The organism is Anaeroplasma bactoclasticum (genome assembly GCF_003550015.1).
GTDB classification, from domain to species: Bacteria; Bacillota_I; Bacilli_A; order Acholeplasmatales; family Anaeroplasmataceae; genus Anaeroplasma; species Anaeroplasma bactoclasticum.
Map to the genome: position 1 here is coordinate 1 of NZ_QXEV01000033.1, position 18447 is coordinate 18447.

An 18447-nucleotide genomic window follows, 5' to 3' on the forward strand; every position below is an offset into this window, starting at 1 on the left:
TGTGATGCGAATTTAATTCGTAATGCATACAAAAAATAGATTTATAAAAACGTATTTATTCGTAAAATACGTTTTTTTATATACATATAAAGAATGTTTATGATATAATATTCAATAATTAAAGAGAGGAAGGGGAAAAGTTATGTATAAGATTGTTCGTAAAGAGAAGCTTAATCCTTCAATTTATTTGATGGATATTTTAGCTCCGTTAGTTGCAAAAAGTGCACTACCTGGACAGTTTATTATTGTTAGAAATACAGAGTTTGGTGAAAGAATTCCACTTACTGTTGCAGATACTAATCCAGAGGCTGGAACAGTTACTATTGTATTTCAGCCAGTAGGAGCATCAACCTTAGAGCTTGCGCAATTTGAAGAAGGGGAAGAGGTTGCGTCCTTTGTAGGACCTTTAGGTCGTCCATCTGATTTAGTTACAGATGATAAGGAAGAAGTAGCAAAGAAAAAGGTTGTATTTATTGCAGGCGGTGTAGGTACAGCACCAGTATATCCACAGGTTAAGTGGATGCATGAGCATGGCTTTGATTGTGATGTAATCATTGGAGCTAGAAATAAAGATTTAATTATTATGGAAGATATGATGAGGGCAGTTGCTAAAAACCTATATGTATGTACAGATGATGGTTCATATGGTTTTAAAGGAAATGTTACTCAATTATTAGCTGATTTAATTGAAAATCAGCATAAGGAATATAATCATGCAGTTGTCATCGGACCTATGATTATGATGAAGTTTGCTTGTCTTGCAACAAAGAAATATGATATTCCAACAATTGTATCTTTAAACCCAATTATGGTCGATGGTACAGGTATGTGTGGAGCATGTCGTGTTGTTGTCGATGGTAAAGTAAAATTTGCATGTGTTGATGGTCCAGAGTTCGATGGCCATTTAGTTGATTTTGATCAGGCTATGCGTCGTCAGGCAATTTATAAAACAGAGGAAGGCCGTCGTAAGCTTGCCTTCCAAGAAGGTCGCACTCATCACGGTGGATGTGGCAATTGCAAGGAGGATAAGTAATATGGCATTTAATCCAGTAAGAGTACCTATTTCTGAACAAGATCCTAAGGTAAGAGCACATAACTTCGATGAGGTATGCTTAGGATATACTGAGGAAGAGGCTGTTTTAGAAGCAGGAAGATGCTTAACATGTAAGGCTCCTCAGTGCGTTTTAGGTTGCCCAGTTAATATTAATATTCCGGGCTTTATCGCTCATTTAAAAACAAAAAATTTTGAAGAAGCTGCAAAGGAAATTGCAAAATTCTCTGCATTACCTGCAGTTTGTGGTAGAGTATGTCCACAGGAAAAGCAGTGTGAGGCAAGGTGTGTTGTAGGCAAAAAGGGTGATGCCATTTCCATTGGTAAGCTTGAAAGATTTACTGCCGATTATGCAGCATCTCACGGCTTTAAGGTTGCAGAACCTGGTAAGCCAAACGGCAAGAAGGTTGCAGTTATTGGTGCAGGTCCTGCAGGTCTAACAACTGCTGGAGAGCTTGCAAAGAAGGGCTATGCCGTAACTATTTTTGAAGCACTTCATAAAGCTGGTGGTGTATTAGTATATGGAATTCCTGAATTCCGTTTACCTAAGGAAAAGGTTGTTGCTCATGAAGTTGAAAATGTTAAAGCCTTAGGTGTAGAAATTATTACAGATGTTATCATTGGTAAAACATTAACAATTGATCAGTTATTTAATGAATATAAGTTTGATGCAGTATTTATTGGTTCTGGTGCTGGATTACCAAAGTTTATGGGTATACCAGGTGAAACTGCAAATCAATGCTTATCTGCAAATGAGTTCTTAACAAGAGTTAATCTAATGAGAGCTTTTGATCCTGAATATGATACTCCAGTTCATGTTGGTAAGAAGGTTGCTGTAGTTGGTGGTGGTAATGTAGCAATGGATGCTGTAAGAACTGCCTTAAGACTTGGTGCTGATGCTTCTATAGTTTATCGTAGAAGTGAAGAAGAATTACCAGCAAGAGTTGAAGAGGTTCATCATGCAAAAGAAGAAGGCGTTAAGTTTGAATTGTTAACAAACCCAACAGAAATCTTAACAGATGAACAAGGCAATGTTACAGGTATGAAGTGTGTACGTATGGAACTTGGTGAACCAGATGCATCCGGAAGAAGAAGACCTCAGGTTATTCCTAATTCTGAATTCGTTATGGATGTAGATATGGTTATTATGTCTTTAGGTACATCTCCTAATCCATTAATTTCTTCAACAACTAAGGGTCTAGATACAAATAGCCATGGCTGCTTAATTGCAAATGAAGAAACGGGTAAAACAACTCATGATTTAGTTTGGGCTGGTGGAGATGCTGTAACTGGTGCTGCTACAGTAATTTTGGCAATGGGTGCTGGAAAGAAGGCTGCAGCTGCAATTGATGAGGCATTATCTAATTTAAATTTAAAACAGAATTAAAAAAAATTCCGCTACATTGTAGCGGATATTTTTATTTATAGAAAATATCATCAAAACAGATAAAGTTTATGAAATCAAGAATATGATTTCCCCATGTTTCTTCATTATGAACACCAGAGGGGTCAATTACTAATCTGGTTCTAATTTTATTTTCTTTAAGCCAATGATATAATTTCATAGAACTATCGTAATATATTGTTTTATCGTAAATATCATCCGATTGCTCTTGCTTTCCTACATATAAGAAGACTTCAACGTCTTCTTTTTTGTTATTTGTTAAAAACTTATAATACTCTTCTTCATATAAGAAAGAAGGAGTAGAAAAGGAACCTACATATTTAAAGGAATCTTTATAATTATAAGCTAAATAAATTGCAGTAATAGCTGCTAAGGATGAACCATAAATTGCTCTATGCTCAAAAGACTTATATGTATTATATTTCTTTTCTATAAATGGAATAATTGTATGAATAAAATCTTCACAGAAATTTTTACATACCTTTATATCTTGTTTTTTCCATTCTTCAAAAGCACATTTTTTTATTTTAAAAGGGGAATATTCATTAATTCTTCCTAATTCTGTTTCGCTATTATATATAGCGACTCCTAATATTCTTTTTTCCATTTCTTTTGCAGCAAGCCCTAAAGCCTTAGCTGCTCTAATTGATCTTCCAAAGGAAGCATGAGAATCTTTAAATGCATTTTGTCCATCTAAAAAATAGATGGTATCAAAGGTGATACCATTTCTAAATCTAGGAACAGATACCTCTATTTTAACTTCTCGCTTAGATTTTGGAAGATATAATTTATAGTATTCTAGCATTATACATCACCACTTCAATTATATTAGATTAAAGATAGAAAAACAATTTGAAAGGCATAAATTTTTGGTATAATTGACTTGGAGTGTGATAGTATGATAGAAGCTATTGTATATAATAGTCATACAGATTTTTCAAAACAATATGCTTATAACTTAGCTGTAAGATGTAAGCTTCCAATATATTCCTTAAATGAATCTAAAAAATTAAAGGAAGGGACAGAAATCATTTATTTTTCTTGGATTAAAAATGGAAGAGTAATGGATTTAGATAGAGCAAAAAAGAAATTTAATATTCAATATGTATGTTCTGTTGGATTATATCCATATAGTGAAGAGAGAATACAAGAATTAAAAATGACAAATAAAATAGATAATTTGTTTTATTTAAGAGGTGGATTAAGATATTATAAGCTTAATTTAATGGAAAGAAATGTATTTAATGATATTAGAAAGAATTTAGAAAGAAAAGCAAAAAGGGTAAGGCTTTCTAATGAAGAAAATGACATTCTATTCATCGTTACTAATGGATTAGAGAGAATTGATTTAGATGCATTAAATCCTCTTATTGAGTGGATAAATGACGAAAAAGAGAATTTCGTTATGTAGTGAAACCTTTTCATAGAATATTTATATATTTTTTTATAAGAAATAAAATTTTTTATGTTAAAATGAAAAGTAGTAAATCTTTAAGAAAAGGAGGTCTGTATGAATCTAACCTTTTTTGCGGTTGAATCCTTTTACAATATTTATACTCAAATATGTGGAATTATTATTTCATTTATTATTCTAGTTTTATACATATCACAGAAGAAGCTGAATATTAAAAGAGAAAAGCATTTCTTGCGTGTAATTATTGTATCGATTCTAGTATTAGTATTAGATGTTTGGGCAACCATTGCAAATACAAGGGATCCGCATTTTGACAATCCAGTATCTGATTATGTGAATCGAGCATATCTAATTGCGACAGTCGTTTCTGTTTTAGGTACAGGATTATATATTGCAGGTGAGGCATTATCTAGAAAAGCATATAATATAACATTCTGGTCAACGACAATCGTAGGCTTACTTATTTGTATATTTATTGGGAGTCCTTTTTTATCTACATTAGTTGCAAATGATGCAACAGATAACGGTAGAAATGTATATACTACAGGTTCATCCGTTATTGCTTGTTTCGGTACAGGCTTCGTTTCTATTGTGGCTATTTTGATATTATCCATTTTATTTGAAAAGAGAATTGGACGTAAACAAGTAATTGCAATTCGCTTTTGGATGATATTATGGACAGTATTTTCCATTACCCAATATTTTATTAAGCAATTATTGATTGTCAGCTTTGCATTATCCTTAGGTGTATTAATTATGTATATATCCTTAGAAGCATTAGATGGTACACTGGATTTACAAACAGGTCTATTTAACTGGAATGGTTATGTAAAATATGTATCCGAAAGAAAAAAGGATAAGAAGGAATGTGAAGTAATTTATCTTAAGGCTCGGGATGCAATTAAGATTATTGATGAAAAAACTGTTAGTCAGGGTTTGACAAAGTTTAATCAATACTTACTTAAAAGAAAGGATATATTACCATTTAGAGTTCGTGGAGAATATATATTAGCTTTAAAGAGTAATGTTACTTTTAATGATATAGTGGATGAATTCATAAAGGATTTAGATGATTATCCTGTAATTTCTACTTATTATTTCCCATTCTATTTAGATGATGCAACTAAGCTAGATAATGATGATAACTTAGCTTCATTAATTGATCTTGCCGCAAATAATATCAACAAAACGGAGGATAATTATATAGTCATTGATACAACAATATTACAAGACTATTATGCAAATATCCAAGTGGAATCCATAATTGAAAAAGCAATTAAGGATGATAGAGTAGTTGTATATTATCAGCCAATATATGATTTGAAGGAAAGAAAGTTTACTTGTGCTGAAGCTTTAGTCCGCATTGAAACTGATGATGGAAAATTGCTTCCTCCTGGTATGTTCATTCCTATTGCGGAAAAGAATGGTATGATTCACCGTTTAGATGAAATTGTATTTGATAAGGTATGCAAATTCATTGTTTCTAATGATATGGAAGCCTTAGGCTTACATTATATTGAAAGTAATTTATCTGTAGCACAGTTATGTGATAAGGAGCTTTCTAAGAAGTATATTGATATTATGAAATTAAACAAGGTTAATACAAAATATATTAATCTTGAAATTACAGAATCTGCTGAATTAGATAAGAAGAATACATTATCTATGAATCTTAAGAAGCTAGGCACTAAGGGTGTTACATTCTCTTTAGATGATTATGGTACTGGTTATTCTAATCTAAATTATGTAGTAGAAATGCCTGCAGATATTATTAAATTTGATAAGCAAATGATTGATGCATATTTTAGTGCATATCAAAATCCTTTAGATACTAAGGCACAAAGATGTATGAGAGTCATGGAAACATCTATCCAAATGTTTAAATCTTTAAATATAAAGGTTGTTTGTGAGGGTGTTGAAAGACAAATGCAAGAGGATGTTTTAGAAAAGATGGGTGTAGATTATATCCAAGGATACTTACATTCAAAACCACTTTCATCTGATTTATTTAAAGCTTTTGTTTATGAACAAAATAATGATATTGTTAGGGTAGAAGAAGTAAAACAAAAGAAGAATATAAGAAAAAGCAAGTAGAAACAAAACTACTTGCTTTTTTAAATGCGAAATAAAAACCAGAAGGCTTGATCTTCTGGTCTTATTTTTAAAATTATGCTCTGTTGTAGAACTCGACAATCTGCTGTTCATTGATTGTAGGTAAGAATTCATTTCTTTCAGGAATTCTTACTAATGTACCAGCCATCTTGTCCTCATCGTAAGATAAGTATTCAGCTCTAGCTAACTTAGCCTCTAATGCTGCCTTAACTACTACTAAGTTCTTAGAAGTTTCCTTTACGGAAATAACCTGACCTGGCTTTACTCTGTAAGAAGCAATATCAACCTTCTTGCCATCTACAGTGATATGACCATGGTTAACTAGCTGTCTTGCCTGAGGTCTTGTAGAAGCAAAACCTAAACGATAAACTAAGTTATCAAGACGGCACTCTAATAACTTTAAGAAGTTAACACCTGTCTTACCTTCCATCTTTGCAGCTTCGTTGAAAGTCTTAACGAACTGCTTTTCAGATACACCATAAGTGAATCTAACTTTCTGCTTTTCATGTAACTGTAGTGCGTATTCCTTTTCCTTTGCACGCTTAGCACCATGCTGGCCTGGAGCATACTTTCTCTTGATTAATTCCTTTTCTGTTTCAGAAATAGAATAACCTAAACGACGAGAAACCTTCCAGCTTGAACCTGTGAATCTTGACATTTTAATGTCCTCCTAAATATATTTTTATTTTTTGGAGGGTAACGTCTTGGCCCATAACTTTAGGATATCTTAAATAGAATGTTCACCATCAAGCAGCGAAGGTTACTAATGAAACCATATTGGCTTTAAGATATTTACTAAGGTATTTGGACTGCTGCCTTTTACCCACGCTATCACATTATATCATTTGAGTATATTGATGTCAAACATTTTTTTAAAAATATCATTCTTATAGAATGAGGGCTACTTTATAATCTTAGATAGCTCCTTTTCTATGATAGCTGCTACCTTCTCTAGATTTTCTTTATCCACACTAGAAAATCTATTTTCGATAGGAGAATCAATATCTAATAATCCATAGAATGTATTATTTATCATAATCGGTACACATATTTCAGATTTTGATCTAGAATCACATGCGATATGTCCTTTGAATTCGTGGACATCCTTTACAACAATAGTTTCTTTATTTGTCGCGCAAGCACCACATACTCCCTTATTTAATGGGATTACCATACATGCTACTTTACCTTGAAATGGTCCAAGCTTTAATGTGTTATCCTTGAATAAATAGAAGCCTACCCAATTAATATCATCTAAATATTCATTAAGTATAGCAGAAGCATTACTTAAAATAGTAATATCATAATCAATTCCATAAATAAGAGATTCTAATCCTTCTAATAATTCTTTATAATTTGTTTCCATATTTTTACCTCAAGCCCCATTATATAAAAAAAGAAGTATTTATAAAAGCACAAAGGTATTATAATTCGTAAACTCTACTATATTTTCTTTTAATTTGTAAATTAATTGTGGTATAATCACCTGGTAAATAGTCTAAGGAGGCATAAAATGATTTACAATCAGATTTTAGTAAGATTTGGAGATCTTACATTAAAGGGTAAAAACCAAAAAGTATTTTTAAAAACTTTATATAAATTAATGGATGAAAAAATGGAAGGCTTGAATGTGTATGTTGAACGCACTCATGACCGTATTTTCATTCATTTGAATGATGAGGATGTAAATAAGGTAATTGAAAGATTGAATTTAGTGTCTGGTATTTCATCCTATTCATTAGTAGTAAAATGTAGTGATGATTTAAATGATATTAAGGAAACTGCATTAAAGCTAATGCAGGAGGTTGTTAAAAAGAAGACAACATTCAAGGTGAATACAAAGCGTGCGGATAAGAATTATCCAATGCATTCTTTAGAAATCACAAAGCATGTTTCAGGTTATGTTTTATCTCATAATAGTGATTTAGTTGTTGATGTACATAACCCTGAAGTAGAATTGAACTTAGAAATTCGTGGCGGGGCTTGTTATTTATTTAATACAAATATTAGAGCAATGGGAGGATTCCCAGTAGGAGTTGCAGGTAAAGGCTTATTAATGCTATCTGGTGGAATTGATTCTCCAGTTGCAGGATATTTAGCTATGAAGCAGGGTATTGAAATTGAATGTATTCATTTTGAATCCACTCCATTAACTTCCATTGAATCTGCTCAAAAGGTTGTCGATTTAGTTAAGAAAATGGCAAAATATGCACCAGGAAATAAGATTAATGTTCATTTCATTCCTTTTAAGGAATTACATATGGCATTATTAGATAATGTACCAGAATCCTATAATATAACTATTATGAGAAGAATGATGTATCGTATTGCAACTAAGCTTGCGATAAAGCAAAATTGTCTTGCGATTATTAATGGTGAATCGGTTGGTCAGGTTGCAAGCCAAACCCTAGGCTCAATGAATACAATTAATTCTGTCACAAATTATCCTATCCTACGTCCACTTTGTACATATGATAAGATAGATATTATGAATATTTCTAGAAAGATAGATTGTTATGATTTATCTATTAAGCCATTTGAGGATTGCTGTACTGTATATGTGCCAAAGGCTCCTGCAACATCTCCAAAGAAGGAAAAGGCAGAATTATTTGAAAAGTCCTTTGATTATGAAACTATGGTAGATATGGCTGTAGAAAATGTTAATAGTATTACAATTAGTGCAGATTCTAATTTAGATTTATCTATGCTAGGTCTTGAGGTTCGTGAAGTATTAAACGAAATAAAACAAAAATAGTATAAATGTAAAAATATCCCTTAATTAAGGGATTTTTTCATATTTTGTGCCTTTTGAAATATAGACTTAAATCATATCTTTTGATATAATACTTATTATAAAGTGTACGATATAGTGAAATCAGGTGAAAAAGTGAAGGTATTACTAATAAAAAATGATTTTGAAGATCCTGAAATTATATTGGAAGTATTTAAATCCCTATTTAAGAATATGAAATCTGAAATTAAGGGTGGCTATATTGCAATTTACTTTACATATGATAATAATTCAGATATTATTCATATTTTAAATGCATTAGAAACAGAGCTTGTAGGAAGCATACATGCATATATTTCTGATGAAAGAAGTGAGGATAGGCTTTCTAAGGAAGTGGATATTGCAATAAGATTGATGGAAGAACTTCCTATAGGAGTATATGGCTTTAAAGAAGCCCTTCTTAAAATTAAAAATATAGAGAATAAGAAGGAAATTCTAAATTATATACTACAAGGCTCTGGAATCAATGAAACATTCATCCTTGAGTTTGCGGAAAATGATTTAAATGTAAGCCAAGCATCAAAGGCTATGTTTATTCATAGAAATACTATGATATATAAATTGAATAAACTAAAGGCAAATTCACAATTTGATATGACAAATTTTAAAGATGCCTATATCTTATATTCACTATTAGAAAACAAGTAATAACAAAAGTTTATTTTAGTTATAAAATGCTGTTTTGTGCAAATTGCACATAGGAAAACGCTTTATTTTACGATATAATTATAATGATAATTTTAGGAGGAATTTTTAGTATGGCAACATTAGATTTAATTAACATTAACAAAATTTATCCAAATGGTGTCCAGGCAGTATTTGATTTCAACTTACACATCGAGGATGAGGAATTTGTAGTATTCGTAGGTCCTTCTGGATGTGGTAAATCAACTACATTAAGAATGATTGCTGGACTTGAAGACATTACATCTGGTGATTTAATCATCGATGGAGAAAGAATGAATGACGTTAACCCTAGAGATAGAGATATTGCTATGGTATTCCAGTCCTACGCGTTATACCCACATATGACCGTTTATAACAATATGGCATTCGGCTTACAGCTTCGTCATATGCCAAGAAAGGAAATCGATCAGCTTGTTGGTAAGGCAGCAGAGACTTTAGGATTAGTTCCATTCCTAAATCGTTACCCAAGACAGCTTTCTGGTGGTCAGTGCCAAAGAGTTGCTTTAGGTAGAGCTATCGTAAGAAATGCTAAGGTATTCTTAATGGATGAGCCATTATCTAACCTTGATGCAAAACTACGTATTTCCATGCGTGGTGAATTAATCAAATTACATAAGAGATTAGGTTGTACTACAATTTATGTAACACATGACCAGACAGAAGCTATGACAATGGGTACAAAGATTGTTGTAATGAAGGATGGTAGAATTCAGCAGGTAGGTACACCAAGAGAAGTATATGAAAAGCCAGCAAACGTATTCGTTGCAGGCTTCATTGGCCAGCCACCTATGAACTTTATTCATGGTATGCTACATGATAATGGTACATTTACTACAACAAAGAATAAGTTCACATTCCGTATTCCTGAATCAAAGTTAGAAATTCCAAGAGAATTAGGTTATGAAAACCGTGAAGTAATTTTAGGTATTCGTCCAGAAGATGTATATGATAATCAAAATAAGGAAATGATGGCTAAGTGGGATGCCTTCTCTAGATTAGACATTACAGCTGAAATTTCTGAATTACTTGGTGGTGAAACTAATGTTTACACTACTATTGATGGAGACCAGGTAGTTGCATCTGTACCTTGTCGTGATGATATTGCTCCAGGTCAGCCATTTAAGCTATGGTTAGACTTTGATCATATTCATCTATTTGACCCAGATACAGAAGAGGTTATCAACGAAAACTCTAAGCATGCATTTATCGAAGACGACGATCTTGATATCTAAGAGTTTGAAAACCGTTTCATTGAGACGGTTTTTTTATTTTTTGCAAATCAATTAGTTAACCCCGTTGACTAATTTTGATTTATGTATATAATATACTTGCATTAGTTAACGGGGTTAACTATTAAAAGGAGTGGTTTTGATGACAAAGGAAGAAAAAGCATTAGATTACCTAAATCAGTTCAAAGCCTGTAAGTTTCAAGACCTTGGTAAGCCATTTACTGGACAAGATTCCGGTATGGGATTCATATTAGTATATATGTACCATAATGTAAAAGAGGTAACTCAAAAGGAGCTTGCGGAAAAGATGAATGTTTCTAAGGCTAGAATCACAAGCTTAGTTCAAAAGATGATAGAAAAGGGACTTGTTACAAGAAAGACAAGTAAGGAAGATGAAAGAGTAAATATTATTAGCTTAACCGATAAAGGAAATGTTGAAGGCGAAAAGCTACTACAGTACTCTTTAAAAATTGTTTTACAATTAATTGATGAAATAGGTACCGATGAAATCGACCGCTTCATCAATGTATTATTAAAAATCAAGGATGTATTACTTAATGTTACTCCTTGCCTTAGTGAGGAGGAATAATTATGCTAAGATTAGAAAACATTAGAAAAAATTATTATGTTGCTGATTTAACAGTAGAAGCCCTAAAGGGTGTTAATTTAAACTTTAGAAAGAATGAATTTGTATCTATTTTAGGTCCATCTGGCTGTGGTAAGACAACCCTATTAAATATTATTGGTGGATTAGACCAATATACCTCTGGTGATTTAATTATTAATGGTAGAAGTACAAAGGAATTTGAAGGACATGATTGGGATGTATATAGAAACCATCGTATTGGCTTTATTTTTCAAAGCTATAATTTAATTCCTCACCAGACTGTACTTGGCAATGTTGAGCTTGCTCTAACTATTGCAGGTATTTCTAAAAATGAAAGAGTGGCTAGAGCTAAGAAGGCTCTAGATAGAGTAGGCCTAAAGGGACAGTACTACAAAAAGCCAAACCAGATGAGCGGTGGACAGTGCCAAAGAGTTGCGATTGCGCGTGCCTTAGTTAATGAACCTGAAATATTGCTTGCTGATGAGCCAACTGGCGCACTAGATACTGAAACCTCTATCCAGATTATGGATTTAATTAAGGAAATTGCAGAAGAAAGATTAGTAATCATGGTTACACATAACCCTGATTTAGCTTATAAGTATTCTACAAGAATTGTTAAATTCCTAGATGGTGAGGTTGTTGAGGATTCTAATCCTTTTGCAAAGGAAGATGAAATTAAGGAAGTAGAAGAGGCTAAAGCGGCTGAGGCCAATGAAGCCTATGATGAGGCAAAGATTAAGAAGGAGAGAGCCAAGATGAGTCTTTGGACTGCATTTAAGCTTTCCGCAAGAAACTTGCATTCTAAGTTTAAAAGAACCTTCATGGTAGCCTTAGCTGGCTGTATTGGTATTGTTGGTGTTTCAACTGTACTTGCAGTATCTAATGGTGTACAGGGCTATATTAATGATTTGGAAAATGATATGCTTGCAGGATATCCTGTTGCGATAACATCTTCTAGCTTAGATTATACGAATCTACTTGGCGGTGGATTAATGTCAAATACAGACGATGTAAATAGCGAAGGAGATAGATCAAAACTATTTATCGCATCCTTAGTTCGTACACTATACAATATGAATGGTGTAACATCTACAAATGAAATCACCCAAGGATATATGGATTTCTTAGCTGATATGCCAAAGGATTATACCGAATTAATTCAGTATAAATATGGTTATCAGATTGCACCAAACATTTATACAGATTTCAAAACTGCAGATGGCGTTACTCATCAAATGAGTGTTGCAGCAATTCAAGCAACCTATGCATCTGTATTAAATAATGTAGAAGAATTCAAGGATTATTCATCTATGATTTCTTCTGTAACTGTAATGACAGAAGCTCCATCTAATGCATCTTATATTGGCGATATGTATGAAGTATTATATTTGGAAAATGGTATGACTTTAGAAGAGGTATTCCAGGATAAATCTTCTTTAATTGCAGTAGCTTCTAAGAATTCCAATACATTAAATGACCTAGAGCTTGCAGAATATGGATATTTCTCCCAGGAGCAATTCTTAAATTATTGCTATAGAGTTGGTAATTCAGATTTATATGTAGATAATCCAATTTTAGATATTCCTGAGACAATTTCTTATGAGGATTTAGCAACTAAGAAGTTTACATGGTATCCAAATGATACAGTATATACTAAGGGTAGTACGGATGATGATTTTGGTGATAAGTATTATGCATCTGCATATTCTGATGGTACTCTAGCGAATGAAACAGAAGCTAAATATGATAATTATAGAAGAAATGCATTTTCTGATACAGGATCAGTAGAATTAAACGTTAAATGTGTATTAAGATTAAAGGATGATCATTCCTATGGCGCAATGTCTTCTGGTGGCTTATATTATACAGAGGCATTAACAAAATATATGAGAGAGCAGAATCTAAATTCTACAATTTGTAATTCTGCTAAGGACCAAGAGAATACATTATATAATGTTGAGGTTGGCTATAATTTCCGTTTTGATGGAAATTCATCTAAGTCACTAGAGACTTATTATTTAACCTCCTCTGGTTCATCCATTATGTCTTATATTTCTCAATTTTTAGGTGCAACCTCAGGTTCTAAGCAGGTATCTACATATTCACTATCTGCCTTAGGTGGAGCTAAGTTCCCTACATCTATTTCATTCTATACATCTACCTTCGAACAGAAGGATAAGCTATGTGCTTATTTAGATAAGTGGAATGAGGATAATGCCATTAACCTATATAAGCAGAATAAGGAAGGATATTATGAGGCAGTATCTAAAAATGATAAGGGAGAAGAAATTATTTCTTATTATTACTATGATAAATCATCAGATAGCTTCTATTTAGTAGCTTTATCTAGTGATAAATATGCACTAGATTATAATGGTAACCAATATAAGCTAGTTGTAAGTGAGGATAACAAGGATGCCTCCTTCTATAAGAAGCTTGCAGATAAGGTTGGAGATGCCTTCTTTATTGATGGACAAGTAGAGGTTACAAATAATTATTCAATCAATGCATATTCCTTAGGCTCCTATATTCTATTTGGAGATCAATTTGAATCTTCAAATATCTATTATGATTCCCTAGAGGTAGTAAAGGATAAGGATAATAATCCAAGATTTGGTGGATACCTATATAGCTATTTAAATAGCGAGGGGGAAGCAAAATATGTAATGAAGGTACAAAACCAAAGCTATTACAAGCTTGCCTTAGATAAGGATGGTAATGTAATGAGCGTACGTAATGGATATGATAAATATCGTTATGTAGAAGCTGAAAATGCCTTCTATAAGGATGAATATGTATTAGTTACTAGTGGTGGAGTACCAGTATTAGATGCTGATGGAAATAAGCAATATACTATCAAGTCTACAAAAGTTGATAGTGAAGACTTAAAGGATATATATGCAGAGGATAAGGTATATTCCTATGCAAATGTAGTAAAGAATCCTACATATACTATTGCAGGTAATGAATATACATTAGATACCTTAGGCTTATATATTGATATGACTAATCTAGGTGATTTAGATTTTAGTAAGGTTAAGGTAGATACAATTAATAAGGTAATTACTCTAGAGGATTATTCTATTGTTGATTTCTATTATAAGGATGAAACAGATACAGGATTTAAGTATTATTATGTAGATTATTCTGAAGAAGAAAAGAATGGTACAGTAGTATCCTATATTCACGCAAATGATATTTCTAAATATTTAGATACTACAAATTTAGGTAATACAGATGTATCTGGCTTCATTTCGGATTTATATATCTTAAATGAGGATGGATCCTTATCTGCAGTATCTGCTGACTTTAGTACTGATCCTTTAACTATCGCTCAAATGCTTGAGCTTAAGGTAGTAAGAGAAAAGCTAGAAGATAAATCTATTTTAACTATAGATGATTCCTTAAAGATTGAATATACCGATATGATTGGTATTATCATTACTATGGTTAATACCCTAATTCAGATTATTACTTATGCATTGATCGCATTTACAGCATTATCCTTAGTTGTATCTACAGTAATGATTGGTATTATTACTTACGTATCTGTAGTAGAACGAGTAAAGGAAATTGGTGTAATTCGTGCCCTTGGTGGACGCAAGAAGGATGTATCTCATCTGTTCAATGCAGAAACATTAATTATTGGCTTTAGTGCAGGTGTATTAGGTATTGTTATTACATATCTATTAAGCTTACTAATCAATATCGTACTTGGCGCAATGGTTGGTGTATATACAATTGCAGCATTGCCATGGTATCAGGCAATTATTATGATTGCAATTTCCGTATTCTTAACAATGATTGCTGGTTTAATTCCTGCATCAAGCGCAGCAAAGAAGGACCCAGTAGTAGCCTTAAGAACAGAATAAGATTATTCAATGAGCTCATTTTTAATGGGCTCTTTTCTTATTTCTTAGGAAATTTTAAAACGTTTTTACCTTCGAAAGATTTTCGTAAATTCATTGAAAAAGTGTAAAATTGTGATAGAATGGTAATTGAGGTGGAGAACATGAAAACAATTTTACTTGCCGGAGGTGCCGGATATATTGGCTCTCATACAGCCGTTGAATTATTAAATTCTGGATATGCAGTTGTTGTTGTAGATAATTATAGTAATAGCTGTCCTGAATCATTAAAAAGAGTTGAACAAATTACTGGTAAGAAGGTTAAAGCTTATGAAGCAGATGTTGCAGATAAGAAAGCTTTAGAGAAGGTATTTGAAGAAAATAAGATTGATGCAGTTATTCATTTTGCAGGCTTAAAGGCTGTAGGTGAATCTGTAGCTAAGCCAGTAGAGTATTATAGAAATAATATTGATACTACATTAACACTACTAGAAACTATGAAAAAGTTTGGAGTAGAAAATATTATTTTCTCATCTAGTGCAACTGTATATGGTGAGGATAATAAGGTTCCTTATACAGAAGAGATGAAAAGAGGAACTTGTACAAATCCATATGGCTGGACCAAGGTTATGATGGAGCAGATCTTAGAAGATACTGCAAAGGCTAATAAGGAAATGGGTGTTGTATTATTAAGATACTTTAACCCTATTGGAGCTCATGAATCTGGTTTAATTGGTGAAGACCCTCAGGGTATTCCTAATAATTTAATGCCATATGTAGCTCAGGTAGCAGTTGGAAGAAGGGACCATTTAACAATCTTTGGACAAAATTATCCAACACCAGATGGTACTTGTAGAAGAGACTATATTCATGTTGTAGATTTAGCTAAGGGACATGTAAAGGCAATTGATTATGTATTTGGTATGAAGGGTGTTGAAATCTTTAACCTAGGTACTGGTACACCTTATTCTGTAACTGAAATTGTTACAACATTTGAACGTGTTAATAATTTAAAGCTTAAGTATGAATATGGTCCAGCACGTGCAGGTGATTTACCTGAATCCTATGCAAATGCAGATAAAGCATTTAAGGTTTTAGGCTGGAAGGCTGAAAAGACTTTAGATGATATGTGCCGTGATTTATGGAAATGGCAGTCTATGAATCCTAATGGATTTAAGAAATAATAATGAATTAGCTCACAATTTGTGAGCTTTTTTTCTTGACTAATGATTTTTTTAGGTATAAACTATTCTAATAGTTAGTTATGACTAACTTAAAAAGGAGTGATTTATATATGGAAATTGCAATTGGTATTGTTATTCCTTTCTTAGGAACTTCTTTAGGAGCAGTTTTAGTGTTCTTTATGAGGGGAAAAATGAATGAAAAAGTAGAAAAGGTACTCTTGGGCTTTGCAGGTGGTGTAATGGTTGCAGCATCAATATTTAGTTTAATTAATCCTGCCCTTGAATTATCTAGTGATATGGGTAAGTTTGCATTTGTACCTGCAACAGTAGGATTCATTATTGGTATAATATTTATTTTGTTATTAGATACCTTCGTTCCTCATATTCATGAAGGTAGCGAGGAATCAGAAGGATTAAAATCAAATTTCAGAAAAACAACTAAGATGATGCTTGCAGTAACTATTCATAATATACCTGAGGGAATGGCAGTTGGTGTAGTGCTTGCAGGGGCTGTATATGGAAATAGTGTAGTAAGTATTTCAGGAGCCTTGGTATTAGCTATTGGTATTGCGATACAAAATTTCCCAGAAGGTGCGATTATTTCTATGCCACTATATGCAGAAGGAATGAGCAAGAAAAAATCATTTTTACTTGGGGTATTAAGCGGAGGTGTTGAACCTATTGCGGCAGCATTAACTATATTATGTGTACAGTTTATTACGCCTATTCTTCCATATATTTTAGCTTTTGCTGCAGGTGCAATGATTTATGTTGTAGTAGAAGAATTAATTCCTGAATCTCAAATGCATTCTCATACAAATTTATCTACAATTGCCTTTGCACTAGGCTTTGTTATTATGATGGTTTTGGATGTTGCGTTAAGCTAAATAATAGTCCTTATATATAATATATAGTGACTTTTATATTGGTTTTTGGTAAAATTCAAATTACCGGAAGGATAGTGATACTATGATGAGACTTGATAAAATGCTTGCTCATTCTGGTTATGGAACTAGAAAAGAAGTAAAGGAATATATTCGAAAAGGATATGTAATGATTAATGGATTAGTTGTTACAGATGATGATTATAAGGTGGATGAGGAAAATGATGAAATCACCATTTTAGATGAATCTGTAAATTATGAGAAGCTAATATACATAATGCTAAATAAACCGGACGGTTATATTTCTGCAACTTATGATAATCATGATCCAATTGTTTTAGATTTAATAGAGGGCTACGAGAATAGAGGTTTATTTCCTGTAGGTAGATTAGATAAAGATACTGTGGGATTATTATTAATCACAAATGATGGTAAGCTAGCTCATAAGCTATTGGCTCCAAAGAGTCATGTAGATAAGGTATATTATTTAAAATTCGATGGAATCTTTAAACCATTTGCTTATAAAGAATTTCAAGATGGTGTAGTCTTAGATGATGGATATAAATGTATGCCAGCAGTATTTGAAGAACTTGGTGTCGGTGAAGGCAAAATTACAATTCGAGAGGGAAAATTCCATCAGGTTAAAAGAATGATGGAAGCAGTAGGCTGTAAGGTTACTTATTTAAAGCGAATTTCCTTTGGACCAATTGTTTTAGATGAGACTTTAGAAGAAGGAATGTATAGGCATTTAAGAGAAGATGAAATTGAACTTTTACAAAAGTAAAATAGTCATAAAAAAATCTTTGAAAAAATATAAAATAGTTTGTGTTTCCCCATTTTTTAATAAAGGGTAAAAATGATAAAAAAAATCCAGGTGAAAAATACCTGGATTTTGTGCTTTATATAAGGAAAAAGTGACCTCAAAATGGTATAATATAAGTGCGACCAAACATCATAGATTCGAGGACTTTTTCCATGAAAAATTATAGCACTTTAAACGATATTTTAAAAGATGAAATTGTTAATTATATAAAGGATATTACAAAAGGATTAGGTAAGGTAGATACTCATTTTATATCAGATATATTTACTGGCATTTTAAAACACAATACAGTAATACTATCTGATATCGTAAGACAAACAGGTAATCTAAATATAAAGAAAGGCGTAGAAAGATTAGAAAGGCATCTAGATTCATTTGATGATATCAAAAATATTTTACTAAGCAATTATAT

The 18447-nt window shown here is 32.3% G+C and carries 16 protein-coding genes and 1 pseudogene; 14 read left to right on the top strand and 3 right to left on the bottom strand.

What is annotated here, in order from left to right:
* The first annotated feature begins 142 nt into the window (after window positions 1-142).
* Window positions 143-1033, top strand: a complete 891-nt coding sequence (locus EI71_RS08830; RefSeq protein ID WP_119016881.1) for a sulfide/dihydroorotate dehydrogenase-like FAD/NAD-binding protein — start codon at window positions 143-145, stop codon at window positions 1031-1033.
* A gap of 1 nt (window position 1034) precedes the next feature.
* Window positions 1035-2438, top strand: coding sequence for an NADPH-dependent glutamate synthase (gltA, locus tag EI71_RS08835; RefSeq protein ID WP_119016882.1), 1404 nt, complete (start codon window positions 1035-1037; stop codon window positions 2436-2438).
* 31 nt (window positions 2439-2469) lie between these two features.
* On the opposite strand, the gene EI71_RS08840 is transcribed toward gltA, so the two are convergent.
* Entirely contained in the window at window positions 2470-3261 is a 792-nt protein-coding gene (locus tag EI71_RS08840; protein ID WP_119016883.1) for an alpha/beta hydrolase, read from the bottom strand.
* A gap of 93 nt (window positions 3262-3354) precedes the next feature.
* Here EI71_RS08840 and EI71_RS08845 point away from each other — a divergent pair, with 93 nt between their 5' ends.
* Together EI71_RS08845 and EI71_RS08850 are read left to right on the top strand one after the other, a co-directional pair.
* On the top strand, window positions 3355-3867 hold the full coding sequence (locus EI71_RS08845) for a hypothetical protein (RefSeq protein ID WP_119016884.1): 513 nt from the start codon (window positions 3355-3357) through the stop codon (window positions 3865-3867).
* A gap of 99 nt (window positions 3868-3966) precedes the next feature.
* Window positions 3967-5964: an EAL domain-containing protein gene (locus EI71_RS08850; RefSeq protein ID WP_119016885.1), complete on the top strand. Its 1998-nt coding sequence runs from the start codon at window positions 3967-3969 to the stop codon at window positions 5962-5964.
* 73 nt (window positions 5965-6037) lie between these two features.
* Here the strand turns inward: EI71_RS08850 and rpsD are convergent, their stop codons facing one another.
* Both rpsD and EI71_RS08860 read right to left on the bottom strand, forming a co-directional pair.
* Window positions 6038-6640, bottom strand: a complete 603-nt coding sequence (rpsD, locus tag EI71_RS08855; RefSeq protein WP_119016886.1) for a 30S ribosomal protein S4 — start codon at window positions 6638-6640, stop codon at window positions 6038-6040.
* Window positions 6641-6883: 243 nt separating this feature from the next.
* Entirely contained in the window at window positions 6884-7348 is a 465-nt protein-coding gene (locus tag EI71_RS08860; RefSeq protein ID WP_119016887.1) for a GAF domain-containing protein, read from the bottom strand.
* 147 nt (window positions 7349-7495) lie between these two features.
* Here EI71_RS08860 and thiI point away from each other — a divergent pair, with 147 nt between their 5' ends.
* From thiI to EI71_RS08905, 10 genes and pseudogenes are all read left to right on the top strand, one after another.
* Window positions 7496-8737 (top strand): tRNA uracil 4-sulfurtransferase ThiI, encoded by a 1242-nt coding sequence (gene thiI, locus EI71_RS08865; protein ID WP_119016888.1) that lies wholly within the window; start codon window positions 7496-7498, stop codon window positions 8735-8737.
* A 132-nt stretch (window positions 8738-8869) separates the two neighbouring features.
* Window positions 8870-9421: a helix-turn-helix domain-containing protein gene (locus tag EI71_RS08870; protein WP_119016889.1), complete on the top strand. Its 552-nt coding sequence runs from the start codon at window positions 8870-8872 to the stop codon at window positions 9419-9421.
* Between the two features lie 110 nt (window positions 9422-9531).
* The gene (locus EI71_RS08875; protein ID WP_119016890.1) at window positions 9532-10692 is read left to right on the top strand and encodes an ABC transporter ATP-binding protein; all 1161 of its coding nucleotides are present in this window, start codon (window positions 9532-9534) and stop codon (window positions 10690-10692) included.
* 139 nt (window positions 10693-10831) lie between these two features.
* A complete protein-coding gene (locus EI71_RS08880) occupies window positions 10832-11278 on the top strand; it encodes a MarR family winged helix-turn-helix transcriptional regulator (protein WP_119016891.1) in 447 nt (148 codons plus the stop codon).
* Between the two features lie 2 nt (window positions 11279-11280).
* A pseudogene (locus tag EI71_RS10575) lies at window positions 11281-11953 on the top strand (ABC transporter ATP-binding protein); the annotation flags it as partial.
* A 674-nt stretch (window positions 11954-12627) separates the two neighbouring features.
* Window positions 12628-15168, top strand: coding sequence for an ABC transporter permease (locus EI71_RS10240; RefSeq protein ID WP_425453580.1), 2541 nt, complete (start codon window positions 12628-12630; stop codon window positions 15166-15168).
* A 140-nt stretch (window positions 15169-15308) separates the two neighbouring features.
* Window positions 15309-16328: a UDP-glucose 4-epimerase GalE gene (galE, locus tag EI71_RS08890; protein ID WP_119016892.1), complete on the top strand. Its 1020-nt coding sequence runs from the start codon at window positions 15309-15311 to the stop codon at window positions 16326-16328.
* A gap of 110 nt (window positions 16329-16438) precedes the next feature.
* On the top strand, window positions 16439-17215 hold the full coding sequence (locus EI71_RS08895; protein ID WP_119016893.1) for a ZIP family metal transporter: 777 nt from the start codon (window positions 16439-16441) through the stop codon (window positions 17213-17215).
* An 82-nt stretch (window positions 17216-17297) separates the two neighbouring features.
* A complete protein-coding gene (locus EI71_RS08900; RefSeq protein ID WP_119016894.1) occupies window positions 17298-17996 on the top strand; it encodes a pseudouridine synthase in 699 nt (232 codons plus the stop codon).
* Window positions 17997-18187: 191 nt separating this feature from the next.
* On the top strand, window positions 18188-18447 hold a 260-nt coding region (locus EI71_RS08905), incomplete at its 3' end, for a hypothetical protein (RefSeq protein WP_211321096.1).

Excerpts from the sequence above, each read along its gene's own strand:
- rpsD (WP_119016886.1), bottom strand. The coding sequence starts at position 6,640 with ATGTCAAGATTCACAGGTTCAAGCTGGAAGGTTTCTCGTCGTTTAGGT.
- thiI (WP_119016888.1), top strand. The coding sequence starts at position 7,496 with ATGATTTACAATCAGATTTTAGTAAGATTTGGAGATCTTACATTAAAG.
- galE (WP_119016892.1), top strand. The coding sequence starts at position 15,309 with ATGAAAACAATTTTACTTGCCGGAGGTGCCGGATATATTGGCTCTCAT.
- gltA (WP_119016882.1), top strand. The coding sequence starts at position 1,035 with ATGGCATTTAATCCAGTAAGAGTACCTATTTCTGAACAAGATCCTAAG.
- EI71_RS08850 (WP_119016885.1), top strand. The coding sequence starts at position 3,967 with ATGAATCTAACCTTTTTTGCGGTTGAATCCTTTTACAATATTTATACT.
- EI71_RS08880 (WP_119016891.1), top strand. The coding sequence starts at position 10,832 with ATGACAAAGGAAGAAAAAGCATTAGATTACCTAAATCAGTTCAAAGCC.
- EI71_RS08845 (WP_119016884.1), top strand. The coding sequence starts at position 3,355 with ATGATAGAAGCTATTGTATATAATAGTCATACAGATTTTTCAAAACAA.
- EI71_RS08895 (WP_119016893.1), top strand. The coding sequence starts at position 16,439 with ATGGAAATTGCAATTGGTATTGTTATTCCTTTCTTAGGAACTTCTTTA.
- EI71_RS08875 (WP_119016890.1), top strand. The coding sequence starts at position 9,532 with ATGGCAACATTAGATTTAATTAACATTAACAAAATTTATCCAAATGGT.
- EI71_RS08840 (WP_119016883.1), bottom strand. The coding sequence starts at position 3,261 with ATGCTAGAATACTATAAATTATATCTTCCAAAATCTAAGCGAGAAGTT.
- EI71_RS08900 (WP_119016894.1), top strand. The coding sequence starts at position 17,298 with ATGATGAGACTTGATAAAATGCTTGCTCATTCTGGTTATGGAACTAGA.
- EI71_RS08860 (WP_119016887.1), bottom strand. The coding sequence starts at position 7,348 with ATGGAAACAAATTATAAAGAATTATTAGAAGGATTAGAATCTCTTATT.
- EI71_RS10240 (WP_425453580.1), top strand. The coding sequence starts at position 12,628 with ATGACAGAAGCTCCATCTAATGCATCTTATATTGGCGATATGTATGAA.
- EI71_RS08830 (WP_119016881.1), top strand. The coding sequence starts at position 143 with ATGTATAAGATTGTTCGTAAAGAGAAGCTTAATCCTTCAATTTATTTG.